A 24,962-nucleotide genomic window follows, 5' to 3' on the forward strand; every position below is an offset into this window, starting at 1 on the left:
GCTTGCGTTCCTCGTGATAGGTCTTCACGTATTCGGCGAGCACCTTGGGGCTCTTCATCTCGGCCCGCAGTCCGGTCAGAACAGCGGCTTCCACGGTTCCGAGATAGAAGGTTTTCGGGTCTGGACACGACCCGCTTTCCGTCGCGGCCGAGCACCTGATCCGGATACGGCCCGACTTGTCCTTGCCGTTGGTCGACATGCCCGATCCGCACGCGCCGCACCGCAAAAGCCCCGAAAGCATGTGACGCGGTCGGCGATGGTGGTGAGGATGGTCAAGGCTGCGCTCGCGTTTGCGTGCCTGCGCCTGATCGAACAGTTCGCGATCGACAATCGCGAGTTCTGGCACGTCGGACGACTGCCACTCCTCTTTCGGATTAGGGCGCGAGACGCGGCGGCCCGTGTCAGGATCCTTCACCATGCGCACCTTGTTCCAGACCAGCCGGCCACCGTAGAGTTCGTTTTGCAGGATGCCGGTGCCACGCTGCACGTTGCCGTTGATGGTCGAGGCGTTCCATTTCGTCCCCCGCGGAGGCGGAACGTTGTCACGGTTGAGGTCGCGCGCGATGTTGCGCGGCGTTCGCCCCGAGACATATTCGTCAAAGATGCGGCGGATGATTTCTGCCTCTTCTTCGACAATCTGCCTCTTCCCCGGCTCACCTGGAACCGGAGCGTAGCCGTATGTCAGGCCACCGGCGTTGAGGCCCTGACCGACACGTCCAGCCTGGCCGCGGCGAATCTTGTGTGCGTTGTCTTCACGGTAGAGTTGGCCTACCAGCCCCCGGAGACCGACGAGAACGGTGTTGGCGACGCCGTCGTGAACAGCGCGGATTTCGATGTTGAGAAAGGACAGGCGTTTGTGGATACCCGCCAGGTCCTCCATGTCGCGCGAGAGCCTGTCGAGTGCCTCGATGACCACGACGTCGAACGCGCCATCTCGGGCGGCATCCATGAGTTGGACGAGACCTTCCCGTCCAAACACCGAGGCGCCTGAACGCGCTCTGTCCTCGTAGGTCGCAACGACTGTGAGATTTTGCTCCGTGGCGTGTTTCCTGCAGAGGGTGACCTGATCCTCTATCGACCGTTCATTCTGCAGGTCGGTGGAAAATCTCGCGTAAATTGCCGCGCGTTTCGTCATGACATGCGCTCCCTGCTTGTTGGCGCGCATGGTCTTCTTTGGCTGCCTGGCGTGCGAGAACCCGCGCGAGCTTCAGAATCGCATCGTCAATCTCTGCGGGCAAGTCCTTTCCTGCAACTGGAAGATGTTCCCGACAGATCTGTCCGTCGGCTCGATATCTCTTGGCGGAAAGCCGCACGACTTTGGCGGTTCGCCGTGCATTGTCCTCGGCGGCGGGAGAATGTGGTGTAGCACCGGTGACTTTCTTGCTTCTATCGGCCATGCGATGACCATGGGGCGCTGCCGTGATCGATGAAATACCTAACGTTGATCTATCGAAGTGTGGCGTGGCATGGCGTGAATATCGGACAGATCAAGGTTGCGCTGAATTTTGAGAAATCCACGTTTGACGGGAGTCCCCGTTCGAAGCGGCATGGTCCTGCTGGCCAGTACGTCCTGCCGGAGCGCCGCGGTTGGCTGCTACGGCCGGGCGGGTCTCACGAGCGCATGGGCGGAAAGCGGCGAGGTACTGCTGAAGGGACGATGCGTCACCGCCTTCTCCAACGGAGAAAGGCATTCGGTGGGCCTAGAGGAAACCGTGCTGTTCCTCTCCAAACACGGTTGTACGAAATTGGCAGGAAATTCAAACTTGTCGACGATTTCCAACCGTTCACCATCGCTGGCTGCCGCCTTGAGACCGTCAGAACCCGACATCCCCGACACGAACTGATTGGTCTGGCCGAGAGTACGCCCCTCAATCAGGTCCCTTCGGCAGCCATGTTCCGGGCGATGGCAACAAAACGGAGCACGGAACGCTTGGGGTTAGATTCCAGCCAAACTGCGTTAATTGGGCAGGAGCCATCGTTTCCCACGATCGGCCTCCAGATAGCAGCCTCGATCGTAACGGCATTGGCAAAGCTCTCGCCTGTCAGGGTGAAGCCTTTGCCGAGTTGCACCTTAACGATGACGGTCGCTTGGCTCGCATTGCATCGCTCAATGATCGGGGGGTGCGGCCCGGAGCCAAGACGGGCAAGAAAGCAGGCATCGAGTAGCGGGCCTTCCGTTCCCATCGGAACCAGCAAGCGCTCACCGGCAAGATCGTTCCAAGTTAGCTCCGAATTTTCTGCAAGCGCATGATCCGCTGGCAGGAGCGCCGATAGGCGCTCCTGCCAGATCGTTTCGCTCTTGCAGGCTTTAGCGGGGCAGCAGCCGCACATGAAGGCGACGTCGAGGTGACGGTGGCGTATGGCGGCAGCATGCTTGCTACAAGAAGCGTCGCGAAACGTGACTTCTATCTCCGGGTGCGTGTTCTGAAAACGTTCAATAAGGCGGATTAGAAACTCTCGCCCCACCGGTGAACTGAGACCGATGCGGAGTTTGTCGGCATCCTTTTTGCGATTGGCGGTCTGGGTCAGTATCTCTTCCAACCCGTCATAGTGTCCTCGAACAGCATCAAGCCATTCGCTCCCCTCTTCCGTTAACTGCACACCGCTGGTGAAGCGGTTGAACAGTTGGATATCCAGGTGCTGCTCGATCGCCGCAATTTTCCGGCTAACAGTCGATTCCTTTACGCCCAATGCCTGCGCCACCTGCCTCATGCTGCCGTGCTCCGCCACGGCCAAGACGTATTTCAGATGGCGTATGGTATCGATAGCCATTGCATTTTCGCTATTTGGTCAGGTCCGTGACGCGGTCATAAGCGCTCGAAAATCCCGTCAGTGAAACCGCGAACACCATCTCCTGTCCGCCATCGGCAGTCGCCTTCACCTTGAGGGCGTTGCCTGCCTTGAGCGAGGCCACGGTCCGGGCGTCGAATGTGACGTCGATCAGACAGCCGGCGGGCAGGCAGGTGCGGAAGTGTTGCTGCGCGCCGGGCTGGCCTTCATCGAGCTGGTAGACGATGCCATCTTGCAGAGCGAGCCCGAAGGGCAGAACCAACGTTCCCTCGACACCATCGTCATGTGGCCGAAGTTCTATCGCGAGCGCGCGCTGGCGTGTCTGGCCAGCAATCTGTTGTTGCGAAAAAGCACAGAGCTTGGTCTTGTTGCCGTCTGCCTGTGTTTGAATGGCGCAGGTGACTGCCCAGTCGCCGTGACTTTCGGTCAGCGTACTGGCTCCACCGGGTAGTGCAGCATCTTCAGCCAGGGCACTGCCACACACCATAGTCGCAAGGATAAGGAAGCGGGCCGTTCGCTTTATGTTGGGAATCATCGTTTTCTCGGTTTGAAATTAATGCAGGTGCCCCTGCCAATGCGATCGGCAAACGGCGTCACCAGAGAAGCTGAAGAGGATACTCGTTCCTATCCTTATTGTTCACCCATAGCCGCTTCCTGTTCTTTCGGCGCCATCCATTCATCGTCCGCTTCTGATCCAACAATGAGGCAGGCAAACGCCACAAAGCTTCCGGGGATCGAGATGACGAGCCAAATCGCCAGGATGGTAGCAAGGTCAGTCATGACGAGTTCCCATCAATCTTGTGCGCGAGGAGTTCGTGGTACATGCCGGGCAAGCGACCGAACGCCCGTTACATCCTCGCTGCACCGTACCCTCCGGGCAGCCGCATCCTGGCCAATCCAGACAGTCGAAGACGATGCCAGCATCACGAAAGGTTTCGCAGGCGAAAGGTGGACGGGGCACACGTTGCCCGAGAGGCTGCTCGCCCTGGGAGCGAAACCCCTTCAGCATAGGCAGCGCTCGAACCGCCTACTGCGACGGCGACGAAAGCTATGGTTTTTCAGGAACGGGCCGGTCATAGCTGCCATACCTCTTCCCGGCCGACCGCTATCATCACGCCCGAAAGCATTGAGAAGGCTGTGGACCAGGCCGATCTGAGGTCGTCCGTGAAGGCCGGGCCGAGGCCTTGCGCCAGCGTCCACAGAAGGGTTTCGCCAACTGCGGCGTAGTGCTCATCCTTCACCCCGTAGTCGACATGCCTGCGGGCGAGTTCCTTCACGGCAGGCAGAAGTGCTTCCAGACGGTTCAGGCCGTTCACCATCAGCGCAAGCATTTGCACCAGTTTCCTGGCCTGCGGGGTGATGTCCCGCGGGAAAAGGTCGCGCAGTTCGGGATGGGTGGTAAAGAGCCGTTCGTAGAACATCAGGCCCAACTCATCTGCGTTGCTCTGCAGTGAGGCAAAGCTCGCCTGGATTTTGCGGATTTCGTCTTCTGTCATGCGTTGCACTCGTGTCATGTTTGGGGCGGAGACGCAGGAGGAGCCCGAAGGCCCCTCCCGTCAGGCCCGTCGCCAGATTGCCGTTGTCAGAATTTCACGCCGAGGTTGGCCTTGAGGGCGTGGTCGGAGATGCCGGAACCGATCTGGCCGGAATAGTTAAACCCGAGCGTTGCCATCGGGGTGATATCGAGGTTGAGACCAGCCTCCAGCACCAGCGTGTTCTTGGCCAGCGGCACACCGGCGACTGTGAAGGGCGCGCCCCCCGCAAAGTTCAGCGTCGATGTGGGCGTGTCGCCAAAGGCATGGCGCCAGCCAGCCATGCCGGTCAGGCGCGCCTTCGTGCCCTCGCCCATGGCAAGCTCGGTCGAGGCGCGCGCACCAAGCGTGGTGAAGGTGGCGTTGATTACGTCTTCCGCGCCTGTAAGTGCCGCAGCCCCGCCCTGCTCGGTAAAGCCGTTGGTCCTGTGATTGACCCAGGCGAGGTTAGCGAAAGGCTCAAAGTGAGCCGAGCCGGCATCAATGCCATAGCCGAGTTCGCCGAAGAGCTGGCCGGTACCGGCCCAATAGTCGGAGGAGAGGCTGTCGGAGAAGCCCGTGAAGGCGACCGAGCGGTTGACGCTCATGTCGTGCCAGCTGTAGGCGCCGCCGAAGCGGAAGGCGAGATCGTTCCACTCAGTGCCGCCATAGGCGCCGAGGTGATAGCTGTCGGCCGAACCGGAGGAGGCGCGCTCATCGACGTTGAAGCTCGAATGGCTGTAACCGGCGAGCACGCCGAAGTTCCAGTTGTCGATCACCTCGCCGTCCGCGCCGATGAAGAACCCACCGGTCGAACGATCGAGCGCGGCCGCGTTGCCGTCGCCGTCGATCTGGCCTCGTGCGCCGAAGCCGTGCATCCAGAGCCCGGTGCCTTCGTCAGTGCCCGTGTCCGCGAATGCCTGGCGGATGCGGTCCAGCGCCGCCTCGCGGACAAACCGGCTGTCCTCGGTCAGCGCCGTCTTGGCCGAGGCGTGGATTTCGCCGGAGAGCTGGTCCAGCGCGCCGGGTGCCTCGGCGTCCGACAGGTTCAGCACGGCGGTGTATACGTCTCCCGAACCCAGAGCGAACACGGTATCACCCGTCGCGCACTCGTTGGCACTCATGCCGGACAGGCAGAACGTGGTGATCGGGTTGAGGGCGGAGATGAGGTAGACATTGTTCAGGTCGTAATCGAGCTCGAAGCTCAGGAACGCATAGTCGTCGGTCAACGTATCGAACATCCCCGTGACACCGCCGCCAGCGGTTAGGATGGTATAGGTGCCCGGCGTGTAGCTAGAGCCGTCATCACCGCCGGATACCGGCGTCACATGCACCGTGCCACCGTTGATCGTTGCGCTGCCGCCTGCGCCTATGAAGATGAAATCGTTGTTCGTGCCCGCAACGAAGCCACCGTCATTGAGTTCGACTTCGTATACCGAACCGGCATTGAAGGTGATGTCGGACACAAGGCTCAGCGTACCGATCGAGTTTCCGGGGGCAATCGTGCCGCCGGACTCTATCGTTACATTGCCGAAGAGCGTTCCGGAACCGCCGAGCCGACCGCCCTCGACATTGACCGCGCCACCCAGCATGCCCCCTATGAACAGCTCTCCACCCGTAACGTTTGTGGTGCCGGTGAACCCGGTCGAAACGCCGGAAAACGTCGTTGTTCCGGCAATGTGGTTGACCGTTCCAGAGCCGGACATGACGGCGGAAAAATCGTATCCGCCAACAGGGGCCGCTGCCACGGAGCTCAAGTCGTGGTTGAAATTGATCGTGCCGTCCCCATCACCGAAGGTCACAGCGGCGGCGTTGAGTTCTCCCGCCTCCACCGCGGCATCCCCCGCGGCCGCGCCGATATTGAGTGTGCCGGTGCTGCCGGCGTTAAGCGCCAGGTCAAGCGTGCCGGTTCCCGCGCCAATGGTGACTGTTCCGCCCTCGGCAATGGTCAGCGCGCCCTCGCCCGACGCGCCGATTTCGATGCCATTCGCAATCGTCAAACTGGAACCCGCCCCCGTCACCGTCACTGTACCGGTTCCGTGCACCCCGACATTCATTACAGCGTTTCCCTGCAACACGCCGCCGTCGCCGATCAGAAGCGAACCGCTTCCATCGTCGCCGACGAGAACGGCACCGTTGACCGATACAGTGGACCCGGTTCCCTGAACACTGACAAAACCTGTACCGTCGGCACTTTGCCCAATACTCAACCTGCCGGCGACGGTCGCATCGGCACCAGATATGACGTTGAGGACACCCGTCCCGGCATCTCCGACCACGACGTGATGTGACGCCGCGAGCAGCGTTCCCTCGTCGATGAAGGTTGCAGAACCGATGCCGCCGGCCTGGGCGCCCAATTTGAGCGCCCCATCGCCCGCGGCGAAATTCCAGCCCGCATCGACCCGTGCGCCATCGGCGGCGATCAATTCGGCACTGCCATCGAAACCCAGGATCAGTTCGCCGCTCGACCGGAAGGCGCTGCCCGTGCCACCAATGGTGATAAAGCCACTGCCGGTGCTGCCGAGCCCGACGAATACCCGGCCGTCCGGGGATGCGGCGCTCGTGTCGACGACGCCGCCATCCAGAATCCTCAACTCAGCATGGCCAAGCCCCCCGAAGGTCATGGTGTCACCACCGATGATTGTCGACCCGGCATCCTGAACGGTAACCGTTCCCTCGCTTCCCGCTGATGCGCCGACCGTCACATGGCTACCTGCCTCAAGCGTTCCGCCCGACCAGACCAGCAACTCGCCGGTCGCAGTGTCGCCCACGACGACAACGATCGCCTCGGCGCCGGGCGCGGTCACCCAGGATATGTCTGTGTCGATCGTCGCCACGTCCGCCGCCATCGGCACCGTGCCAGTGCTCCAGTTCGATCCCACGAACCAGTCGACGCTCGTCGCCCCGGTCCAGTCGGCTGCGCCCGCGGCGCCTGCCAGCATCGGGAGCGCGCAGCTTGCCAGCAGCGCGGCCTTCAAGGCGCGGCCGCGTCCAGCCATTGTCCGAATATTCGAGAGATATTCTTTTGCGGGCTCGCCCATCATTCAGTCCTTCACCTCATGGGCTCTTTCCGGACGGATTAAGCCGATTCCTTACTTTGGAGCGCAAAGTATTGATTTTGCTGGGATTGTCTCGGCAGAGCGGGAACTGGCACTATGCGGTGAGGGAACTTGCGCAAGGAACACCGATGCCGTGGCACGAGGAACACAGGCCCACGATGTGGCGAGACACAAAAAAGGGCGACACCGACGCCGCCCCTTTTCGAAATTGCTCAGAATTTGTGGCTGAAGCCCACACCGATCATGTGGAACCTCGGATTGAGCGCCTGTTGGTAGGCGCCATTGAAGTCCTGGAACTTCTGGCCGAATTCCGCATATTTGTAGTCGAGTCGAAGGCTGTCTTTTTCGGTGACGGCAAATTCCGCTCCACCTCCGAGCGTGTATCCCCACAGGTTGTAATCCTGGCTGACATCGAGGACGGTGTCGCGCACACTGGCATTGAGGTATGCGCCGCCGGCAGTGACATAAAGCAGCAGCTTGTCCATCGCGAGGCCGGCCCGCCCTTCAAGGGAGGCCATGTACTTGCCCTCGAACCTGGCGTTAAAGGTCTTGAATGTGGTCAGGCCACCGTTTTCGCCGCCGCTGAACGGCGTGTAGTCCAATGCCGCCTCGACGCCGAGGACGAAGCTGTCCTTCTGCCAGTTCACGCCCGCATGCGCGCCGCCAAAAGCACTGGAGAAATCGAACGGCCCGAGATTGTTCACGGGATTGCCTGGAGTGTACCAGTCCAGATCGGTCTGACCGGTCAGATACCCGGCGTGGAGCCCGGCATAAAATCCGCTCCAGTCATGAACCTCGTTCACTTCGCCGACCGGAGGCACCGCGGGAGGTTCGGGAGCCGCCTCAATGAGATCCGCCGCGTTGACGGGCCCCGCCAGGACGCCGAGGCAGCTGAATGCAAGCAACGCCGCCTTTACCGATTTAATGAGACGACGAGCCGATTGACTGCGGAATTGAGCGGCTCCGCCGGTTGCCGCAGTTTTCACCAATAGTCCAGTCATATTCTTGCACCCTTTCCCTTGCCCCGTATCGAAGCAGCCGATTCATCTTGGCAAAGGTCGTAATTCGGTGGGCCGGGGCTGTCTCGGCACACAGGGAACGAGCACTGTGCGATCAAGGAACCGCGTTGGGCAGATCACATGATCGCTGCAAATCGGCCACAGGCGCACTGCGGCACTAGGCATGTAAGGAACAACTGGTATGCACACAGAGAACTCTGAGCAGATTCTAGTATTATTTCTCTGTTTCAAAGGGCTGCGTGCAACATTTCAGCTTGAAACGTAACTCTTCGGCTGTACTTTTTGCCGTCGGTCTAGAGAGACGAGAAACACGCAGAGGAGAGCGATGGGCGTAGAGGAAAACAGACAGACGGCAAGCGAAGGAGGCGCGCGCGGTCAGGTAAGCGGCGCCGACCGGCTGGTGTTTTCGTCGGACGATTTCGGCCCCGACCTCAGCAACAAGGCGCGGCTGACCTTGTGGCATGACATCTACACCCAAAACTACGGTTCGGTTCAAATCGACTGGCGTGGAGAGGGCACGTTCCGGGCGCGGTCACAGGCGGTTCTCCTGGAGGATGCCGTAGTCGGACGCATCGACTTCATGTTCCACAGCATGGCGCGCACCAAGCAACATGTCGCCAATGAAAATCGGGACGACATCGTCATCGGTTTCATGCGCGAAGCCCCCGTTCACGGTACATTGGAAGGCCGAGAGATCGAAGCGCCCGCCGGAAGTGCGTTTCTTCTAACCACAGCAGAGGCGGTACACTGGCGAACGAAAGCGGATAGAATAGCCGGCGACACGCTCGTACTGCCCCGCGCGGCTCTCGCGCCGATGGTCGGCAATGGAGCCGACCTTACCGGTCGATTGCTCGATGGATCCGATCCGGCAGTCGTTCTGCTCGCGCGCTATGTCGAACTCGTTTTGAATTCCTCGGCAGGCTTTGTTACGGCGCCGCTCAAGGAGCATATCCGCCATACACTGCTCGATCTCGCCGCCATTGCCGTCGGCGCGAAGGGCGAAAACGCGCTTCTGGCTTCCGAGCGCGGGCAACGCGCCGCGCGGCTCGCCGCAGTCAAGGCCGATGTCAGAGAGAATATCGGTCGATGGGACCTTTCCGTCCAGGCCGTCGCCGCACGGCATGGCATCACGCCGCGCTATCTGCACGTCCTGTTCGAAAGTGAAGGCAGAACTTTCAGCGAATTCGTCGCGCTCGAGCGGCTGGCAAAAGCATACCGCTACCTGACCGGAAGCTTCTACAAGGAACGCCGCATCAGTGAGATCGCCTTCGCCACCGGCTTTGCCGACCTCTCGACATTCAACCGGCAGTTCAAGCGGCAATACGGGATGACGCCGTCAGAGGCGCGGGAAGCTGCACTTCGCGGCTGAAGCCGGCCCCTCGCGAAATGGGTCGCGGCACCGATGGGGCGATCGCGTCCCGCAAGCACAAGCCCATCCGAAGTCGGGCGAACACCTCGCCACAAATAGTAGCGTAGGCGGTGAGCCAAGCGGTCTCGACCTGCGGCATGAAATCCCACCCCAGGCCCTGTGCCAGTGTCCAACGCAGCGTTTCGCCGACGATCGAGTAGTGCTCGTGCCGCACACCATATGTCTCGTGGCGGCGAGCCAGATCCTCCACCGTCGGCAGAATCGTGGTGAGCCGATCCAGGCTCGTCACCACCACTGCCAGAACCTGCATGAGCTTGCGAGACTGATGCCAGATGTTCGAGCCGAACATTGGGCGCAAATCCGGATGTGTTTCGAAGAGTCGTTCATAGACGATGAGGCCGACTTCGGCCGCTTTCGGCTGAAGCTGCTTGAAGCTCATCTGAACGAGATGGATATCGTCTGGTGTCATATGCCTGGTTCCAACAGTGTCGAGCTGACCTCATGACAACATCGACGAACGGGAACGACGTCTGTGCCGACAGGGAAACGCCGGCATTGCCAAGAGGGAAATAAGCGACGGTCATAACCGTTCAGCAATGCACCGCTGGCTCAGACGGTGGACCGCCCTTGATGACGCTTTGCCTTAGCAAAGGCCCTGTCGCCCGCGATGAATTTCGCCAACATCGGAACGATAAGCTTGTCAGGCGCAAGCCGGGTGTTCTTGAGACTTTCTCGCGCGAGAATCTCTGCGTAGTGGATAAGGTCCTCATGCAGTTGGGCAGGTAATTCGACTGTGACCTTTATAGGTTTTTCGTCTTCGATGGGGCCAAGGCGGAGCTTCACCGGGTTATCCTCTCTGGGGCTCTAATATCAGATCGCGGGTCACGATCACCCTGACCGGAAATCCCGGCCGGACGGTGAGCGTCGGCGCGACCTGCAACTGGCGCTGGACGATCTGCTGGCCGGCCTGGTTGATGGTGTCCTGCGCCCCGTCGCTGATGGCGCGGATCAGGCGGTCTTCGTCGCTGGTGGCCAGTTCCGCGCCGACCGCAAGCAGGGTCGAGAGGCCGGCGGCCTTCATCAGATCCCACCAGTGGTAATCGACGCCATCCTCGAGCCCGGCATAGCCTGACGCATCCGCGCCCGGCAGGCGTTCCAGGACGATGGAGCGGCCATCTGGCAGTATCAGCCGGTTCCATACCAGCAACACGCGGCGCTGACCGAAGGTCACGCCGTCATCATATTGGCCGATGATGCGCGTTCCCTGCGGGATCAGGAGCAGGCTGCCGGTCGGGCTGTCATAGACATTTTCGGTAACCTGCGCGGTGATCTGGCCGGGCAGATCGGAACGGATGCCTGTGATCATGGCAGCCGGGATCACGGACCCCGCCTGAAGGATGTAGGGCGAGGCCGGCGGCATGACGCGGTCGAGCGCAACCGTTTGCCGATCGAATGGGCCGTTGAGGAAGGCGGTGTGCCGATCCTGCGCGGCGGCCTGTCCACCAAGTTCAAGACCGGAGAGGCCGGGCATCGTAGTAGCAGTGGTCTGAGGGCGCGGCCCGATCTGGAAGAAGACATTGCTCAGACGCGCGGCCTCTTCCTCGGCGCGGCGGCGTTCTTCCTCGGGATCGACAGCAGGTGTTGCGATGGCGGGTGGTGCCACCGGCTGTCCGCGCTCCTGCGCGCTGAGAATCGGACGGCCGAGATCGCCGGGCAGCGCCGGTCCCAGGACGGGGCCGGTATAGTCGCGCGGCAGGCCGGACAGGCCGTCCGCCGTGGGCCGGTTCTCGGTCGAATAGAGTTCTCCCCCTCCCGGTCCCGCTTCGCGGGTCTGGAGAGCGTAGATCAGCGCCCCGCCGATGCCGAGAAGTGCCACCGCGCCCACGCCCGCCAGCATCTTGCGGGACAGGCGGGTAACGCGGGGTGGTTCGGCGCGCAGGCGCATGGGCGCTGCATTGGCTTCGGTGTCGCTCATGACGACGATCCTCCATCGTGCGTATCACCTTGCGCGGGCGTCGCCGCTTGCTGCTCTTCGATGCGGACGATCCTCACCACCTGCTGGCGATTGCCGCTGCCGAGACGCAGTTCGGCCGCGCCGAACAGGCGATCCACGATCAGGATGTTCTGGTGGATGCGGCTATTGACGATCTGCGGCTCGCCGTCCGAGCCCAGGACGAACAGAGGCGGCATCTCGCCCTGCACGATCCCGCGCGGGAAGACGACATAGACGCGGCGACCATCATCGAAGACCGAGACCGGGCGCCAGGGCGGATTGTCGCCCTGCACCTGCAACCCGTAGCGATGATTGCGGGCCGAAAGTGCCGGGATGACAGGCGCGGTCGGAGCGGTCTGTCGCTGGGCGGCAGGTGGTGTGGGATAGGCCCAGGCGACCGCAGGCATGTACGGCTCCTCCCGCGCATGCAGCTCCATCATGTAGAGGCGGCGATCGGTGGTAACGACGAGGTTGGTCGTGATGTCTGGCCGGGTCGGTTTGACGAGGATATGGACGCGGGCGTTCGCGCCAGATCCGCTCTCTGTATCGCCGATGATCCAGCGGGCGGTATCGCCTGCCGCGATCGGCCCCGCGCCGGTCAGGCTCTCGCCCGGCTCCAGCGCGATATTGGTGATCTGCCCGGGCGCGGCATAGACCTGATAGAGTGCGCCTTCCGACCAGGGATAGATCTGGATGGCATTATAATAGCCCTCACGGCGCGGCTCGACGCGGGCCGCGGCATTGGCGTTTTCGACACGGGCGGTCGGCGTGCCGGCCGCATCGCCGCCGCGCGCCACGGTCCAGGCCGGGGGCGTGTGCAGCGGCCGGGGACGATCCTGGGTCGAAGCCGCAGGCGGGGCCGGCAATGGCGGCACAGAGTCGTCATAGCTGAACTGCGGAACCCGGTTCGTCGCGCAGCCTGCGAGCATGGTCGCTGACAACAGCAAAGCCGGAAGGCCGAGTTTGCGCAAATCCGACAAGTCGGGTCGACGGAAAGCCGGAAACGCGGCTTTACGGAAGATCGCACGGGTCATTGGCTCATCTCCCGCGACCAGGAGATCGCGTTGATATAGATTCCAAGGGGGTTGGCGCGCAGGCGCTCGGCGTTGCGCGGGGTCTGGATCACGATGGTCAGGATCGCGGTCCAGCGCTCGGTGGTGGAGAGCTGGCCGTTCTCATAGTGGCGCTCGGTCCAGGCGATGCGGAAGCTGTCCGGCGATGCCCGGATGACCGATGAAACCTCAACCGCCACCTGCTGACGCCCGACGCGGGTGAACGGGTCGTTGGCGCGCGCGTAGTCATTGAGCGCCGCCGCGCCGCGATCCGTGGTGAACTCATAGGCGCGCAGCCAGTTCTGACGGACGATGATCGCGTCGGCGGGGATCGCGCGGACCTGCTCGATGAAGCGGCCGAGATGGAAGGCGATCTGCGGATCGGTCGGGCGATAGTCGGCAACGGCTGGCGCGACGGTTTGCGCCTCGCCGAGATTGTCGACCTGCACCACCCAGGGCACGACAGTGCCACGCGCCGATTGCCAGACGAGGGCGGCCGCGAAACCGGCCGACAGGATCAGAGAGCCGAAGGCCATGTAGCGCCAGTTCTTCGCCTGCACGCGGGCAGAACCGATCCGCTCGTCCCAGACCTGCGCGGCTTTCTGATAGGGCGTCTCGGGTTCCGGCGTCCTGCCGTAATGGGTTGCGGGTCGTTTGAAGAGGTTCATGAGCGATCACTTTCGGAAAGGCTGACGGAGGAACCACCACCATGGCTGTCGCCGGAGCGGACGGCATGGGCGGCGGCGGTGACGCCGTGGCCCATGGCCCGGCCGCGCTGCATCCGTTGTGCCCAGGTCGGCGGGCCATCGGTGGAGGAGGAATTGGAGGATACGGGCGTGGCGTTTCCGCCGACCGTGCCCATCGAGGAGCGACCACCAGAAGCTTCAAACCCGCTTTTGATGCCATCCGAATAGCTGGATTTCAGACTGTCGGCGGCACGGGCGGCGGCGCGCTTGAGAGGCGAGGCGGTTGCAGCCGCACCCGCGCGGGCAACACCGCCAAGGCCGGAAGGGGCACCGGCCGCGCCCGACTGGCCCATCGAGCCAAGGGTGTAGGCCGACGAGGCAGCGCCGGCGGCAAAGGCCCCGCTTCGCGCGAGGGCGGCACCACCCGAGAGTGCAGCCGCGCCGCCCTTTGCTGCGAGCATGGTCGCGCCTCCGGCGGCGACCGCCGCTCCGCCAACAGCAAGGCCCGTACCGACAGCGGCGCCGGCGCTGAGTTGCGGGCCACCGGAGACGAGGCCGGTGGCGATGCCAGGGCCGAAGATGCCGAGACCGAGAAGGGAAAGTGCCGCCAGCACGATCGCCATGGCGTCGTCGATGGTCGGGGTCGCGCCGCCGAAGCCGGCAGTGAACTGGCCGAAGAGTGTTGAGCCGATACCGATGATGACGGCGAGAACCAGCACCTTGATGCCGGAGGAAATGACGTTCCCCAGGACCCTTTCCGCCATGAAGGCTGTCTTGCCGAAGAGGCCGAAGGGAATGAGCACGAAGCCCGCCAGCGTGGTCAGTTTGAACTCGATCAGGGTCACGAACAATTGGACGGCAAGGATGAAGAAGGCGAGGATGACCAGCACCCAGGCGAAGAACAGGCAGGCGATCTGGATGAAGTTCTCGAAAAAGGCGATCCAGCCCATCAAATCGGAGATGGAGTCGAGCATCGGGCGGCCGGCGTCGAGACCGGTCTGCGCGACGCGGCCGGGGCGCATGAGATCGGCTGCGGAAAAGCCGGTGCCCGAGGCCATCAGCCCGAGACCGGCAAAGCTGTCGAAGACGATCTGCGCGAGGCTGTTCCAGTTGGAGATGATGTAGGCGAAGACGCCGACGAAGAGCGTCTTCTTCACCAGCCGGGCAATGATGTCGTCATCGGCACCCCAGGCCCAGAACAGGGCGGCGAGCGTCACGTCGATCACGATCAACGTGGTGGCAATGAACGCCACCTCACCGCCGAGCAGGCCGAAGCCGCTATCGATGTAGCTGGTGAATATGCCCAGAAAGTTGTCGATGACCCCCGTTCCGCCCATGACTCACTGCCCCCCGTTCGGAGCGGCAGGCGCCGGTGCCCGGCCAAGGAAGCGATCGCGGTTTTCGGCCCAGGCGGCAAGACAGTCGGCATCGCTGGCCGCGGCCTCGCCAAGTTGCTGGCAGTGGCGGAGCGTTGCGCGCAATGGATCGGCCGGAGGTTGAAGCGAGGGAGCGGTGCTGACCGGCGCGGGACCATCTTCGCGGGTCATCTCGATCACCGTCACGGTGATCGCAATCGCGACAAACACGATCGCCCCAATCCGGGCCAGCACCTTCCCTTCCATGGTCTTCCCTCCCGGCCTCAGTTGAACATCCGCGCGTTGCCGGGCTGGTAGCCCGACCCCGGCGTCAGGAAGCGTTCACGCTGGATGCGTCCCTGTTCGGCGGCCGTGGCGCGCTCCGCCTCCAACAAGGCTTCCGCCCGGCCATTGGCCGAGATGACCGCGATCAGGTCGGAAAGCTGCTGTGACTGAAGGGCGAGAAGCTGGTTGCCGGCCTGCGTCGCCTGAAGCGCGCCGACAGCATTCTGACTTTGGCCGACCAGCGCGGACATCTCGGCGCGGTTGGTGTCGATATTGCCGACAACGCCGGCCTGAACGCGCATGGCATCCTGCAAGCCCCCGACGGTATTTTCCCAGCGGCTGCGCGCATCGGCGATCATCTGGACATCTGTCGTGGTCAGGGACAGGTTGCCGTAGTCCTGCTGGAACATCCGGTCGATATTCTGCACATCGAAAGCGATGTTCTGGGCCTGCCCGAGAAGCTGCTGGGTCCGCTGGACATTCTGCTGAAGCTGCTGAAGCGAGGAATGAGGCAGGCTCGCAAGATTGCGGGCCTGGTTGATCAGCATCTGCGCTTCGTTCTGGAGCGAGGCGATCTGGTTGTTGATCTGCTCCAGGGATCGAGCGGCGGTCAGCAGGTTTTCCGCGTGGTTGGTCGGATCATAGACGATGCCGCCAAAGCCGAAGAAGGCATGGGCCGGTGTGGTGAACACCGGGGCCAGGGCCAGCGGAGCGGCGAGCGCGAGGGCCAGTGCCGAGGCGCTGGCCATGCGGGTGAGCCGGGGCATTTTGCGCGTCATGGAGTAATCTCCTCTTCTTCCAGGGTGAATTCGAACGCATCGTCATCGGGGGTGACCGGCGAGAGGTCCTCGCTTTCAGTCGCGAGATTGGTGAGGTCGGGGATCAGGTCGGCGGCCCATTCGATGCCGCGATGGCGCAGCCACGCCGCAAGGAAGCCGTCGCTTCCATGCTCGGCATGGATGCGGGCGATATCGGCCTGGTCGGACTTGGAGGAGGCCGCGCAGAGCGCGAGGCCGACCTCGGAAAGCCCCAGCTCGAACAGACGATTGCCGCGCCGGGACTGGCAGTAGTAGTCGCGCTTGGGCGTCGCCCGCGCCAGGATCTCGATCTGCCGGTCATTGAGGCCGAAGCGGCGATAGATCGCGGTAATCTGCGGCTCGATTGCGCGCTCGTTCGGGAGCAAGAGCCGCGTCGGGCAGCTCTCGATGATCGCAGGCGCAATGGCGGAATTGTCGATATCGGACAGTGACTGGGTGGCGAAAATGACGGAGGCGTTCTTCTTCCTCAGCGTTTTAAGCCATTCGCGGAGCTGGCCGGCGAAGCCCTCGTCGTCCAGCGCCAGCCAGCCCTCGTCGATGATGAGGAGCGTGGGGCGGCCGTCGAGCCGGTCGCCAATGCGATGGAACAGATAGGAGAGCACGGCCGGGGCCGCGCCCGTGCCGACCAGCCCCTCGATCTCGAACGCCTGCACATCAGCCGAGCCGAGATGCTCGCTCTCCGCGTCGAGCAGACGCCCATAGGCCCCGCCGACACAATAGGGCCGAAGGGCTTGCTTCAGGTCGTTGGACTGGAGCAGCACGGCGAGGCCGGTGATCGTCCTTTCCTCGACAGGCGCTGAGGCAAGCGAAGTCAGCGCCGTCCAGAGATGCTCCTTCACCTCGGGCGTGATCTGGATGTTTTCGCGCATGAGGATCGCGACGATCCAGTCCGCGGCCCAGGCGCGCTCCGCTGTCTGATGGATGCGGGCCAGCGGTTGCAGCGACACGGATGCCTCCGCCATATCGGCCAGCTCGCCGCCCAGATCATGCCAGTCGCCACCCATGGCGAGCGAGGCGGCGCGGATCGAGCCGCCGAAATCGAAGGCGAAGACCTGGGATCCTGCATAGCGCCGGAACTGCAAGGCCATGAGCGCAAGCATCACCGATTTGCCCGCGCCGGTCGGTCCGACGACAAGCGTGTGGCCCACATCGCCGACATGAAGAGAAAACCGGAACGGGGTCGATCCTTCGGTCCTGCCATAGAGCAGCGGGGGTGCGCCGAAGTGATCGTCCCGTTCCGGCCCCGCCCACACGGCAGAGAGGGGGATCATGTGGGCAAGGTTGAGCGTCGAGACCGGCGGCTGCCGGACATTGGCGTAGGCATGTCCGGGCAGCGAACCGAGCCAGGCATCGACGGCATTGACGGACTCGGACATCGCCGTGAAGTCGCGGCCCTGAACGATCTTCTCAACCAGCCGCAGCTTTTCGTCAGCGCGGCGCGGATCGGCGTCCCAGACCGTGACGGTTGCCGTGACATAGGCCATGCCCGCGACATCGGTGCCGAGTTCCTGCAAGGCCATGTCGGCGTCGGCCGCCTTGTTGGCCGCGTCGGTGTCCACGAGCGCGGATTGCTCGTTGGTCATCACCTCTTTCAGGATGGCGGCGATGGATTTGCGCTTGGCGAACCATTGCCGCCTGATTTTGGTCAGCAACCGCGTCGCGTCTGTCTTGTCCATGAGAATGGCGCGCGTGCTCCACCGATACGGGAACGGCAGGCGGTTCATCTCATCGAGAAGTCCCGGTGTCGTCGCGGAAGGAAAGCCGGTGATGGTCAGCACCCGAAGGTGCTGATCGCCGAGGCGCGGCTCGAGCCCGCCAGTCAGAGGTTGATCGGCCAGCAGCGCATCGAGATAGATCGGGGTTTCCGGCACGCGAACGCGATGCCGGTTGGTCGAGATTGTCGAATGGAGATAGGTCAGGGTCTCGGTATCATCGAGCCAGCGGCACTCGGGCATGAACCCGTCGAGCAGCGCAAGCACGCGGTCGGTGCGATCAGCGAAGCCGCGCACCTGTTCCCAGGGGTTCACGCCCGAGGTCTCGCGCCCCTCGTAAAGCCAGGATTCGGACCGGGCGGCGTCCTCGGCAGGCGGAAGCCACAGAAAGGTCAGGAAGTAGCCGGACACGAAATGGCTGCCTTCTTCCTCGAAATCGGCCTTGCGCTCGGCATCGACCAGCGCCGAGGCTGGATCGGGGAAGCGGCTTGCGGGATAGGTCGCGGCTTGGAAGCGCTGCGCTTCGACGAAGATGGCCCAGCCCGAGCCGAGGCGACGGAAGGCGTTGTTCAACCGACCGGCGACCGCGACCAGCTCGGCGGCGACCGCCGAATCGAGATCCGGCCCACGAAACTTCGCGCTGCGCTGGAACGAGCCATCCTTGTTCAGAACGATGCCATCGCCGACAAGCGCGGCCCATGGCAAATAGTCGGCAAGGCGGGCGGCGGTGCGGCGATATTCGGTGAGATTCATCATGGGTCTGTCCTCACACCGAGAGATGGCCGGGCACGCGCAAGTGCTGGCGCGCGACCTCGACGAAGAGCGGGTCACGCTTCGCTGCCCAGACGGCTATGAGGTGGCCAACGGCCCAGATCAGGATGCCGGCAAACCAGAGTTGCAGCCCGAGGCCTATGGCTCCGGCCAGTGTTCCGTTCAGGATGGCGACGGAGCGCGGCGCCCCGCCAAGCAGGATCGGTTCTGTCAGGGCGCGGTGAACCGGCACGCTGAATCCCGGCACCGTGTCGAGTGCCTCGAAACTCACGCCCATCAGACCAGGGCCCCGCCGCCAAAGCTGAAGAATGACAGGAAAAAGGATGAGGCCGCGAAGGCGATGGAGATGCCGAAGACGATCTGGATCAGACGGCGAAAGCCACCGCCGGTATCGCCAAAGGCCAGCGTCAGTCCGGTGACGATGATGATAATCACCGCGACGATCTTGGCCACCGGCCCCTCGACGGATTCGAGGATGGATTGCAGCGGCGCTTCCCAGGGCATGGAGGAGCCGGAGGCGAGAGCGGGCGAAGTCATCAGGCTCGCCCAGGTGAATGCGGCGGCGGTTGCCACATGATGGCGGATACGGAAGGCGCGACGGATCATGCGGGTTCTCCAGTGTTGTGAGTGGTGTCGGGTTCTGAAAGGGCCGGCGAAATCCGGTAGTCGCCGTCCGGCCTCAGCCCTTCGACACGGGCAAGCTCGGCCAGCCGGCGCGCGGAACCGCGCCCGGACAGGACGGCAACAAGGTCGATGGTCTCGGCGATCAGCGCGCGCGGCACGGTGACGACAGCCTCTTGAATAAGTTGTTCAAGCCGTCGCAGCGCGCCGATGGCGGAGCCGGCATGGATGGTGCCGATGCCGCCGGGATGGCCCGTGCCCCAGGCCTTGAGCAGATCGAGGGCTTCCGCGCCGCGCACCTCCCCGATGGGGATGCGGTCGGGCCTCAGGCGTAGCGACGAACGGACGAGATCGGACAGCGTCGCCACGCCGTCCTTGGTGCGCATGGCGACAAGGTTGGGCGCCGCGCATTGCAGCTCGCGCGTGTCCTCGATGATGACGACGCGATCCGCACCCTTCGCCACCTCGGCGAGCAGCGCGTTGGTGAGCGTGGTCTTCCCGGTCGAAGTGCCGCCCGCGACGAGGATGTTCGCGCGGGATGCGACGGCTTCCCGCAACGTCTCTGCCTGGCTGACGGTCATGATGCCGGCGGTCACATAGTCGTCGAGAGTGAACACCGCGACGGCGGGCTTGCGGATGGCGAAGGCCGGCGCGGCCACCACCGGCGGCAGCAATCCCTCGAACCGCTCTCCCGTCTCGGGCAGTTCGGCCGAGACACGCGGTGAGCGCGTATGGACTTCCGCGCCGACATGGTGGGCGACCAGCCGCACGATGCGCTCACCATCGGCCGCGGCTAGTCGCTCCCCCGTATCGGCCAGGCCCTCCGACAGCCGGTCCACCCAGATGCGGCCATCGGGGTTCAGCATCACCTCGACCACGGCGGGGTCTTCGAGCAGCTCTGAAATGGCGGACCCAAGCGCCGTGCGCAGCATGCGCGCGCCGCGCGCGATCGCCTCCGGTTTGTCGTGAGTGGCAGTCATCTCGGCCCCGCTTCTTAGCGGGGCGCGACAGACGGTCCCCGCATCGGGGTCGATTAAGAAGGCCTGAAATCCGGCCGGTTCAACAAGTATTTACGCGTGTGCGGGCGTCGGCGGTGATCGGCGGCAAATAGGAGGGGTTGAAGGTTCAGGGTTGGTCGCCATTGACCCCGACTCCAGTCGAATCGACGTCGCGTGACAACTCTTTCAGGAACCTGTCTCCCGTCGCCAGACGCCGGCCGAGGGTCTGCATGAAGCCCTCGAATCGCTCGACGCCTTTGGCTCGAGACGACTCTTTTCCGGCCTCCGGGATCGGCGGCGTGATGGTCAGCCAAAAGCGGATGAACAGCGAGAGGGTTTCGCCCAGGATGGCAAGATCTTCATCGAGCGTGTCAACCTGACGGCCGAGCCTGTCGAGGCGGCGTGACATGGCCGCTTCCAGCCGATCCGCCGTGTCCCCGGAGAGGAAAGAGGCGACGGCCGCCTCGATGATCGCGGACTTTGACACCTTGCGCCGCAACGACAGCGCCTCGACCTGTTTCAGCAACTCCGGGTCGAAATAGACATTCATGCGCGCGCGTTTGGTCACGGGGAGTCCTTCAAAGTTCGATGCCGTCATCGGGGTTCATCGACGCCTGCCGCGCGACCATGCGCATGCGGGAGCGCAGGGCACGGGCCTTGGTGGCGTCTACATCCGGTTCGTCGTCGAGGATGTCGAATTCCCGCGCCGGAGATGGTGGCGGCGGGACGATTTCTTCATGCTCGGGCAGTTCCGGTTCGCGGCGGATGCCGGCATTGGCCGGATCACCGGGGGCGCCTTCCGTGGCGCCCGATGCCGATCGGTCTGCCGCGGCAATCGCGCGGCGCGACCAGTCGTCGGTTGTGGGCGCCGGTGCGGAAGCCGGCCCGGCGGCCGGGTCGGGCGGCGTAAGAACACGCTCCGTGAACCGCGCATCCTCATAGTAGCGGGCCTTGGTGGCACGGATCGGGGGCGTGCCCGCCACCATGACGATTTCGTCGGTGGGCGGGAGCTGCATGATCTCGCCGGGTGTCATCAATGGCCGCGCGGTTTCCTGCCGCGAGACCATGAGGTGGCCCAGCCAGGGCGCGAGCCGATGTCCAGCATAGTTGGTGGAGTCACGCAATTCGGTCGCGGTGCCGAGCGAGTCGGACACGCGTTTTGCCGTGCGCTCGTCATTGGTGGCGAAGGCAACGCGGACATGGCAGTTGTCGAGAATGGAATTGTTCTGGCCGTAGGCGCGCTCGATCTGGTTGAGGCTCTGCGCGATCAGGAAGCTCTTGAGACCATAGCCGGCCATGAAGGCGAGCGCCGATTCAAAGAAGTCGAGCCGGCCGAGGGCCGGGAACTCGTCCAGCATCAACAGCAGGCGATGACGTTTGCCGGATGTGGTCAGCTCTTCGGTGAGCCTGCGGCCGATCTGATTGAGGATCAGCCGGATCAGCGGCTTGGTGCGGTTGATGTCGGAGGGCGGCACGACGAGGTAGAGCGAGACGGGCTGGCCGCTGCCAACCAGATCGGCGATGCGCCAGTCGCAGCGCGACGTGACGCGCGCCACGACCGGATCGCGATACAGACCCAGGAACGACATGGCCGTGGACAGTACGCCGGATCGTTCGTTCTCGGATTTGTTCAGCAGTTCGCGGGCTGATGAGGCGATGACGGGGTGAACGCCGGCCTCACCCAGATGCGGCGTGTCCATCATGGCGCGCAAGGTTGCCTCGACCGGGCGACGCGGGTCGGACAGGAAATTTGCAACACCGGCCAGTGTCTTGTCGGGTTCGGCATAGAGAACGTGCAGGATGGCGCCCACCAGCAGTGCGTGAGAGGTCTTTTCCCAATGGTTTCGCTTGTCCAGACTGCCTTCGGGATCGACCAGAATATCCGCGATATTCTGGACGTCGCGGACTTCCCATTCGCCCTGCCGGACCTCGAGCAACGGGTTGTAGGCGGATGACTTTGCATTGGTCGGGTCGAACAGCAGGACGCGGCCATGCTTCGCGCGAAAGCCCGCTGTCAGCGTCCAGTTCTCGCCCTTGATGTCGTGGACGATGCAGCTTCCCGGCCAGGTCAGCAGGGTCGGCACGACCAGTCCCACGCCCTTGCCGCTACGGGTTGGGGCGAAACACAGAACATGCTCCGGCCCGTCATGGCGCAGATAGTCGTGGTCGTATTGGCCGAGCACCACACCGTCAGGGCCGAGAAGCCCGGCGGCACGGATTTCCCGATCCTCGGCCCAGCGTGCGGAGCCGTAGGTGGCGACGTTCTTTGCCTCCCGCGCCCGGATGATCGACATGAGGATGGCGGCGGCGATGGCGATGAAACCGCCGGACGCCGCCATAATCGCGCCCTCGACGAAGATCGCAGGCGCATAGGCGTCGAAGGAGAACCACCACCAGAAGAAGGCCGGCGGATAGTAGATCGGCCAACCGGCCAGATCGAACCATGGGTTGCCGAGTTGCGGCTGGAAGCCCAGGCGGAAAGCAACCCATTGCGTCGCCGCCCACGTCATCACCAGAACAATCGTGAAGACGACGGCCATCTGGCCCCAGAGTATTCTGCCTCCGCGCATAAAGGCTCCAATCGGCAAAAGAGATGGAGCCGATCAGAGAATAGGCATTTGCGCGAGAGGCAACAGGAAAGACCGGACCGGAGAGCGGGCGAATACCACAGCGCGCGAATAGGACGGTTCTCAGCGCCGGGGCACGCGCCAAGTAAACACACGTCTGCTTTTGGTCAGATTCCGATGCCGCGCGATCTGCCAAGCTGCCACGATACCGAACCGCCCTGCACGACGCCCATGACCTCGCGGCCGAGCTGACGGTCGATAACGGGCCGCCAGGGGACCAGGGTGAACTCATGCGCCTTCTCGACCACGGCGAACTTGCCGCTGGATAACTGCACTGTCCCGGTGAACTTGCCGCTGATGGATTCGCCATCAGCGGTGGCACGAAACGGCAGACCCTTGCTCGCCGCCATCTCTGTGCCGGCATGGGCAATTTCGCGCTCGCGCAGCGTGGCGAGAAGATTGCGCCGGTAGAAGACGCGGCCGTTCTGTTGCCGCGTGGCGTCGCCCCGTTCGATATGATGATCGCGCCTCTGGTCGATCGCCTCGCGCACCTGGCTCCCGAACCCGGCCGGTGCGAGATCCGATGCCTCGCCGGAGATCAGCCGCCGGTCCAGCCAGGTCGCGCCATCGGCGCCGACCTGTCTTTCCAGATCGAAGGCAGACAGGACGCGGACGCTGGCCTGCCGATTGCGGCCCGCATCATAGGCGGCGGCGCGGCTCTCGAAGTCGTCTGGGATGCGCCATTGGTGAGCGTCGATCCGCTCCACGATGCCGGCGCGGCGCAGCGCTTCCAGCCTGCGCACATGGGCATCGACATAGCCCTCGTAATCACCTCCAGGAACGCGCCCCTCGAACCTGGCCTGTTCCAGATGGCGGCTCGGCCGATAGATGCCGTCCTCGGCGATGGCCGCGATGCCGCGATCGGATGGCAGGCTCCCCCTATCGGCCGGGCCGATCTCGATGACGCTGCCGATCCGGGCGTCCTCGACGCGGGCCGCCTCGATACCGGCGACATGGTGCGTCCGACCGTCGATGCCGTCCACTACCAGCGTCAGGTTCTCGCCCAGCTCGTCGGACAGGTATTTGTCCACGACGCGGCCGACGATGGGGGACATGGGCGGTCCGTCATGAATCTGGAAGGTTATTGGGTCGCGCTCCAGACCATCGGCCTTCAATGCCTTGTGCATGGTGCGGATAATGTTGCCACGCTCGCCCAGCTCACGTAGCGCCGGTTCCATCCTCTCACTCAATTCCCAGGCGCCGGGGGCGTGCTCCGTGGCCAGGCCCATCTTCTCGAGTTTGGCGAGCCGGCGCAGGCGCAGCGTCCGCTCGAACTGCCGCCTCGGTTCGGCGGGCTCGTGGCGCAGATCGAGGAAGCGGCTATCGGCCTCGTCTGCCATCGCCCGGTCGATGCGGGTGAAGCGGTCCTGATCGATCTCGGCCGACAGCTTTCGGCTCTGCTCGATCCCGGTCACTGGGCCGAGCTCGAGGGTGGTCAACTCGCTCGCCCGCTCGCGAATCCCGTTGGCGAGATAGTCGCCATTGATGACCAGATTCTCGCCGAGATCATCCTTGCCCCGGACGATGACATGCACATGGGGATGGCCGGTGTTGTAGTGATTGACCGCGACCCAATCGAGCCGGGTGCCGAGGTCGGATTCGATACGGCTCATCAGATCGCGGGTGTGCGCGGTCAGGTCGGTGAGGTCGGCTCCGTCTTCGGGCGAGACGATGAACCGGAACTGGTGACGATCATCGGCACCGCGATCAAGAAAGGCGTTGCCATCGGCGCGGTCCTCGTCGGCCGAATAGAGCTGGCCACGCTCGCCGTCGCGCGAGGTTCCGTCGCGCTGGATGTAGCGCAGATGGGCGGCAGACCTGCCGTTCCTGCCGGCGTTCTGGACGTAGCGGGTTTTCACGACGACGCGGCGCATGCCGGGGGCGCTGTGCCGCCAACCGCCTGAGAGCGTGCGCGACCGGACGAAGGCCGCGCCACGCCCGCGCCGCACGCCCGGTCCTCCACTTGCCCGCGATGCCTTGCCGCTCTTCCCGACCGCTCCGGATACGGAGCGCATTGATAGTCGCGTCGCTGATCTGGATGGGCCATTGCCGTGCTGCCGCGCGAGCTTCTTCGCCTGGGTGAGAAAGCTCTTTGCCTTGCCCGCGCGCGGCGTGTCGGAGCGGATGCGGCCGGGCTTCGGCCGGAAGCGGATTTCGTCGTCGGCGCTCATCGCCGCGCTCCGGGCCAAAATGGCGCAAAGCCGACCGATTTCGGACGAGAGTGCCGGTCAAAATCCAGCAAGGCCAAGGCTTTGGGCGACAACGCGGCACGCGGGGTCCACAATCGGGGTGCCGT

Annotated in this window: 23 protein-coding genes and 1 pseudogene; 1 reads left to right on the forward strand and 23 read right to left on the reverse strand. The window is 63.5% G+C overall.

Annotated elements, in window-relative coordinates; genetic code table 11:
* Positions 1-76: 76 nt before the first annotated feature.
* The 8 genes and pseudogenes from P2PM1_RS25775 to P2PM1_RS03415 all read right to left on the reverse strand — a co-directional run.
* Positions 77-1,165, reverse strand: a pseudogene (locus tag P2PM1_RS25775) (recombinase family protein); the annotation flags it as partial.
* On the reverse strand, positions 1,083-1,397 hold the full coding sequence (locus P2PM1_RS03385) for a hypothetical protein (protein ID WP_186398111.1): 315 nt from the start codon (positions 1,395-1,397) through the stop codon (positions 1,083-1,085). The gene P2PM1_RS03385 and the pseudogene P2PM1_RS25775, both read right to left, overlap by 83 nt.
* A 475-nt stretch (positions 1,398-1,872) precedes the next feature.
* Positions 1,873-2,772, reverse strand: a complete 900-nt coding sequence (locus tag P2PM1_RS03390; protein WP_186398112.1) for a LysR family transcriptional regulator — start codon at positions 2,770-2,772, stop codon at positions 1,873-1,875.
* A gap of 10 nt (positions 2,773-2,782) precedes the next feature.
* Positions 2,783-3,325, reverse strand: a complete 543-nt coding sequence (locus P2PM1_RS03395; protein WP_186398113.1) for an invasion associated locus B family protein — start codon at positions 3,323-3,325, stop codon at positions 2,783-2,785.
* A 95-nt stretch (positions 3,326-3,420) separates the two neighbouring features.
* A complete protein-coding gene (locus P2PM1_RS03400) occupies positions 3,421-3,570 on the reverse strand; it encodes a hypothetical protein (RefSeq protein WP_186398114.1) in 150 nt (49 codons plus the stop codon).
* Between the two features lie 293 nt (positions 3,571-3,863).
* Positions 3,864-4,286 carry a globin family protein gene (locus P2PM1_RS03405; protein ID WP_186398115.1) on the reverse strand — a complete coding sequence of 141 codons (423 nt, stop codon included), beginning with the start codon at positions 4,284-4,286 and terminating at the stop codon, positions 3,864-3,866.
* 86 nt (positions 4,287-4,372) lie between these two features.
* Positions 4,373-7,345, reverse strand: coding sequence for an autotransporter domain-containing protein (locus P2PM1_RS03410; protein WP_186398116.1), 2,973 nt, complete (start codon positions 7,343-7,345; stop codon positions 4,373-4,375).
* A gap of 227 nt (positions 7,346-7,572) precedes the next feature.
* Positions 7,573-8,346, reverse strand: a complete 774-nt coding sequence (locus tag P2PM1_RS03415) for an outer membrane protein (RefSeq protein WP_186398117.1) — start codon at positions 8,344-8,346, stop codon at positions 7,573-7,575.
* 358 nt (positions 8,347-8,704) lie between these two features.
* Between P2PM1_RS03415 and P2PM1_RS03420 the strand changes: the two genes are divergently transcribed.
* Positions 8,705-9,748, forward strand: coding sequence for an AraC family transcriptional regulator (locus P2PM1_RS03420; protein WP_186398118.1), 1,044 nt, complete (start codon positions 8,705-8,707; stop codon positions 9,746-9,748).
* On the opposite strand, the gene P2PM1_RS03425 is transcribed toward P2PM1_RS03420, so the two are convergent.
* From P2PM1_RS03425 to P2PM1_RS25780, 15 genes are all read right to left on the reverse strand, one after another.
* Positions 9,690-10,217 (reverse strand): globin domain-containing protein, encoded by a 528-nt coding sequence (locus P2PM1_RS03425; protein WP_186398119.1) that lies wholly within the window; start codon positions 10,215-10,217, stop codon positions 9,690-9,692. The genes P2PM1_RS03420 and P2PM1_RS03425 overlap by 59 nt on opposite strands.
* Before the next feature lie 140 nt (positions 10,218-10,357).
* The gene (locus tag P2PM1_RS03430; RefSeq protein ID WP_186398120.1) at positions 10,358-10,591 is read right to left on the reverse strand and encodes a DUF2274 domain-containing protein; all 234 of its coding nucleotides are present in this window, start codon (positions 10,589-10,591) and stop codon (positions 10,358-10,360) included.
* A gap of 4 nt (positions 10,592-10,595) precedes the next feature.
* Positions 10,596-11,723, reverse strand: coding sequence for a TrbI/VirB10 family protein (locus P2PM1_RS03435; protein ID WP_186398121.1), 1,128 nt, complete (start codon positions 11,721-11,723; stop codon positions 10,596-10,598).
* Positions 11,720-12,775, reverse strand: a complete 1,056-nt coding sequence (trbG, locus tag P2PM1_RS03440; RefSeq protein ID WP_186398122.1) for a P-type conjugative transfer protein TrbG — start codon at positions 12,773-12,775, stop codon at positions 11,720-11,722. Before trbG ends, P2PM1_RS03435 begins: the two co-directional genes overlap by 4 nt.
* Positions 12,772-13,461, reverse strand: a complete 690-nt coding sequence (trbF, locus tag P2PM1_RS03445) for a conjugal transfer protein TrbF (RefSeq protein ID WP_186398123.1) — start codon at positions 13,459-13,461, stop codon at positions 12,772-12,774. Before trbF ends, trbG begins: the two co-directional genes overlap by 4 nt.
* Positions 13,458-14,816: a P-type conjugative transfer protein TrbL gene (trbL, locus tag P2PM1_RS03450; RefSeq protein WP_186398124.1), complete on the reverse strand. Its 1,359-nt coding sequence runs from the start codon at positions 14,814-14,816 to the stop codon at positions 13,458-13,460. Before trbL ends, trbF begins: the two co-directional genes overlap by 4 nt.
* Before the next feature lie 3 nt (positions 14,817-14,819).
* On the reverse strand, positions 14,820-15,101 hold the full coding sequence (gene trbK-alt, locus P2PM1_RS03455; protein ID WP_186398125.1) for a putative entry exclusion protein TrbK-alt: 282 nt from the start codon (positions 15,099-15,101) through the stop codon (positions 14,820-14,822).
* Positions 15,102-15,118: 17 nt separating this feature from the next.
* Positions 15,119-15,898, reverse strand: coding sequence for a P-type conjugative transfer protein TrbJ (gene trbJ / locus P2PM1_RS03460; RefSeq protein WP_186398126.1), 780 nt, complete (start codon positions 15,896-15,898; stop codon positions 15,119-15,121).
* A complete protein-coding gene (gene trbE, locus P2PM1_RS03465; RefSeq protein WP_186398362.1) occupies positions 15,895-18,405 on the reverse strand; it encodes a conjugal transfer protein TrbE in 2,511 nt (836 codons plus the stop codon). Before trbE ends, trbJ begins: the two co-directional genes overlap by 4 nt.
* Before the next feature lie 10 nt (positions 18,406-18,415).
* On the reverse strand, positions 18,416-18,697 hold the full coding sequence (locus P2PM1_RS03470) for a VirB3 family type IV secretion system protein (RefSeq protein ID WP_186398127.1): 282 nt from the start codon (positions 18,695-18,697) through the stop codon (positions 18,416-18,418).
* Positions 18,697-19,026, reverse strand: a complete 330-nt coding sequence (locus P2PM1_RS03475; RefSeq protein WP_186398128.1) for a TrbC/VirB2 family protein — start codon at positions 19,024-19,026, stop codon at positions 18,697-18,699. Before P2PM1_RS03475 ends, P2PM1_RS03470 begins: the two co-directional genes overlap by 1 nt.
* Entirely contained in the window at positions 19,023-20,021 is a 999-nt protein-coding gene (gene trbB, locus P2PM1_RS03480) for a P-type conjugative transfer ATPase TrbB (RefSeq protein WP_186398129.1), read from the reverse strand. The genes P2PM1_RS03475 and trbB overlap by 4 nt, the downstream gene beginning before the upstream one ends.
* 145 nt (positions 20,022-20,166) lie before the next feature.
* Complete coding sequence (locus P2PM1_RS03485) at positions 20,167-20,607, reverse strand: CopG family transcriptional regulator (RefSeq protein ID WP_186398130.1); 441 nt, start codon at positions 20,605-20,607, stop codon at positions 20,167-20,169.
* A 10-nt stretch (positions 20,608-20,617) separates the two neighbouring features.
* Complete coding sequence (locus P2PM1_RS03490; protein ID WP_186398131.1) at positions 20,618-22,609, reverse strand: conjugal transfer protein TraG; 1,992 nt, start codon at positions 22,607-22,609, stop codon at positions 20,618-20,620.
* Between the two features lie 164 nt (positions 22,610-22,773).
* A complete protein-coding gene (locus tag P2PM1_RS25780) occupies positions 22,774-24,837 on the reverse strand; it encodes a relaxase/mobilization nuclease domain-containing protein (RefSeq protein WP_371636334.1) in 2,064 nt (687 codons plus the stop codon).
* Between the last annotated feature and the right edge of the window lie 125 nt (positions 24,838-24,962).

Origin of the sequence: Stappia sp. P2PMeth1 (genome assembly GCF_900185735.1) — a bacterium.
In the GTDB taxonomy this organism is placed as follows: Bacteria; Pseudomonadota; Alphaproteobacteria; order Rhizobiales; family Stappiaceae; genus Stappia.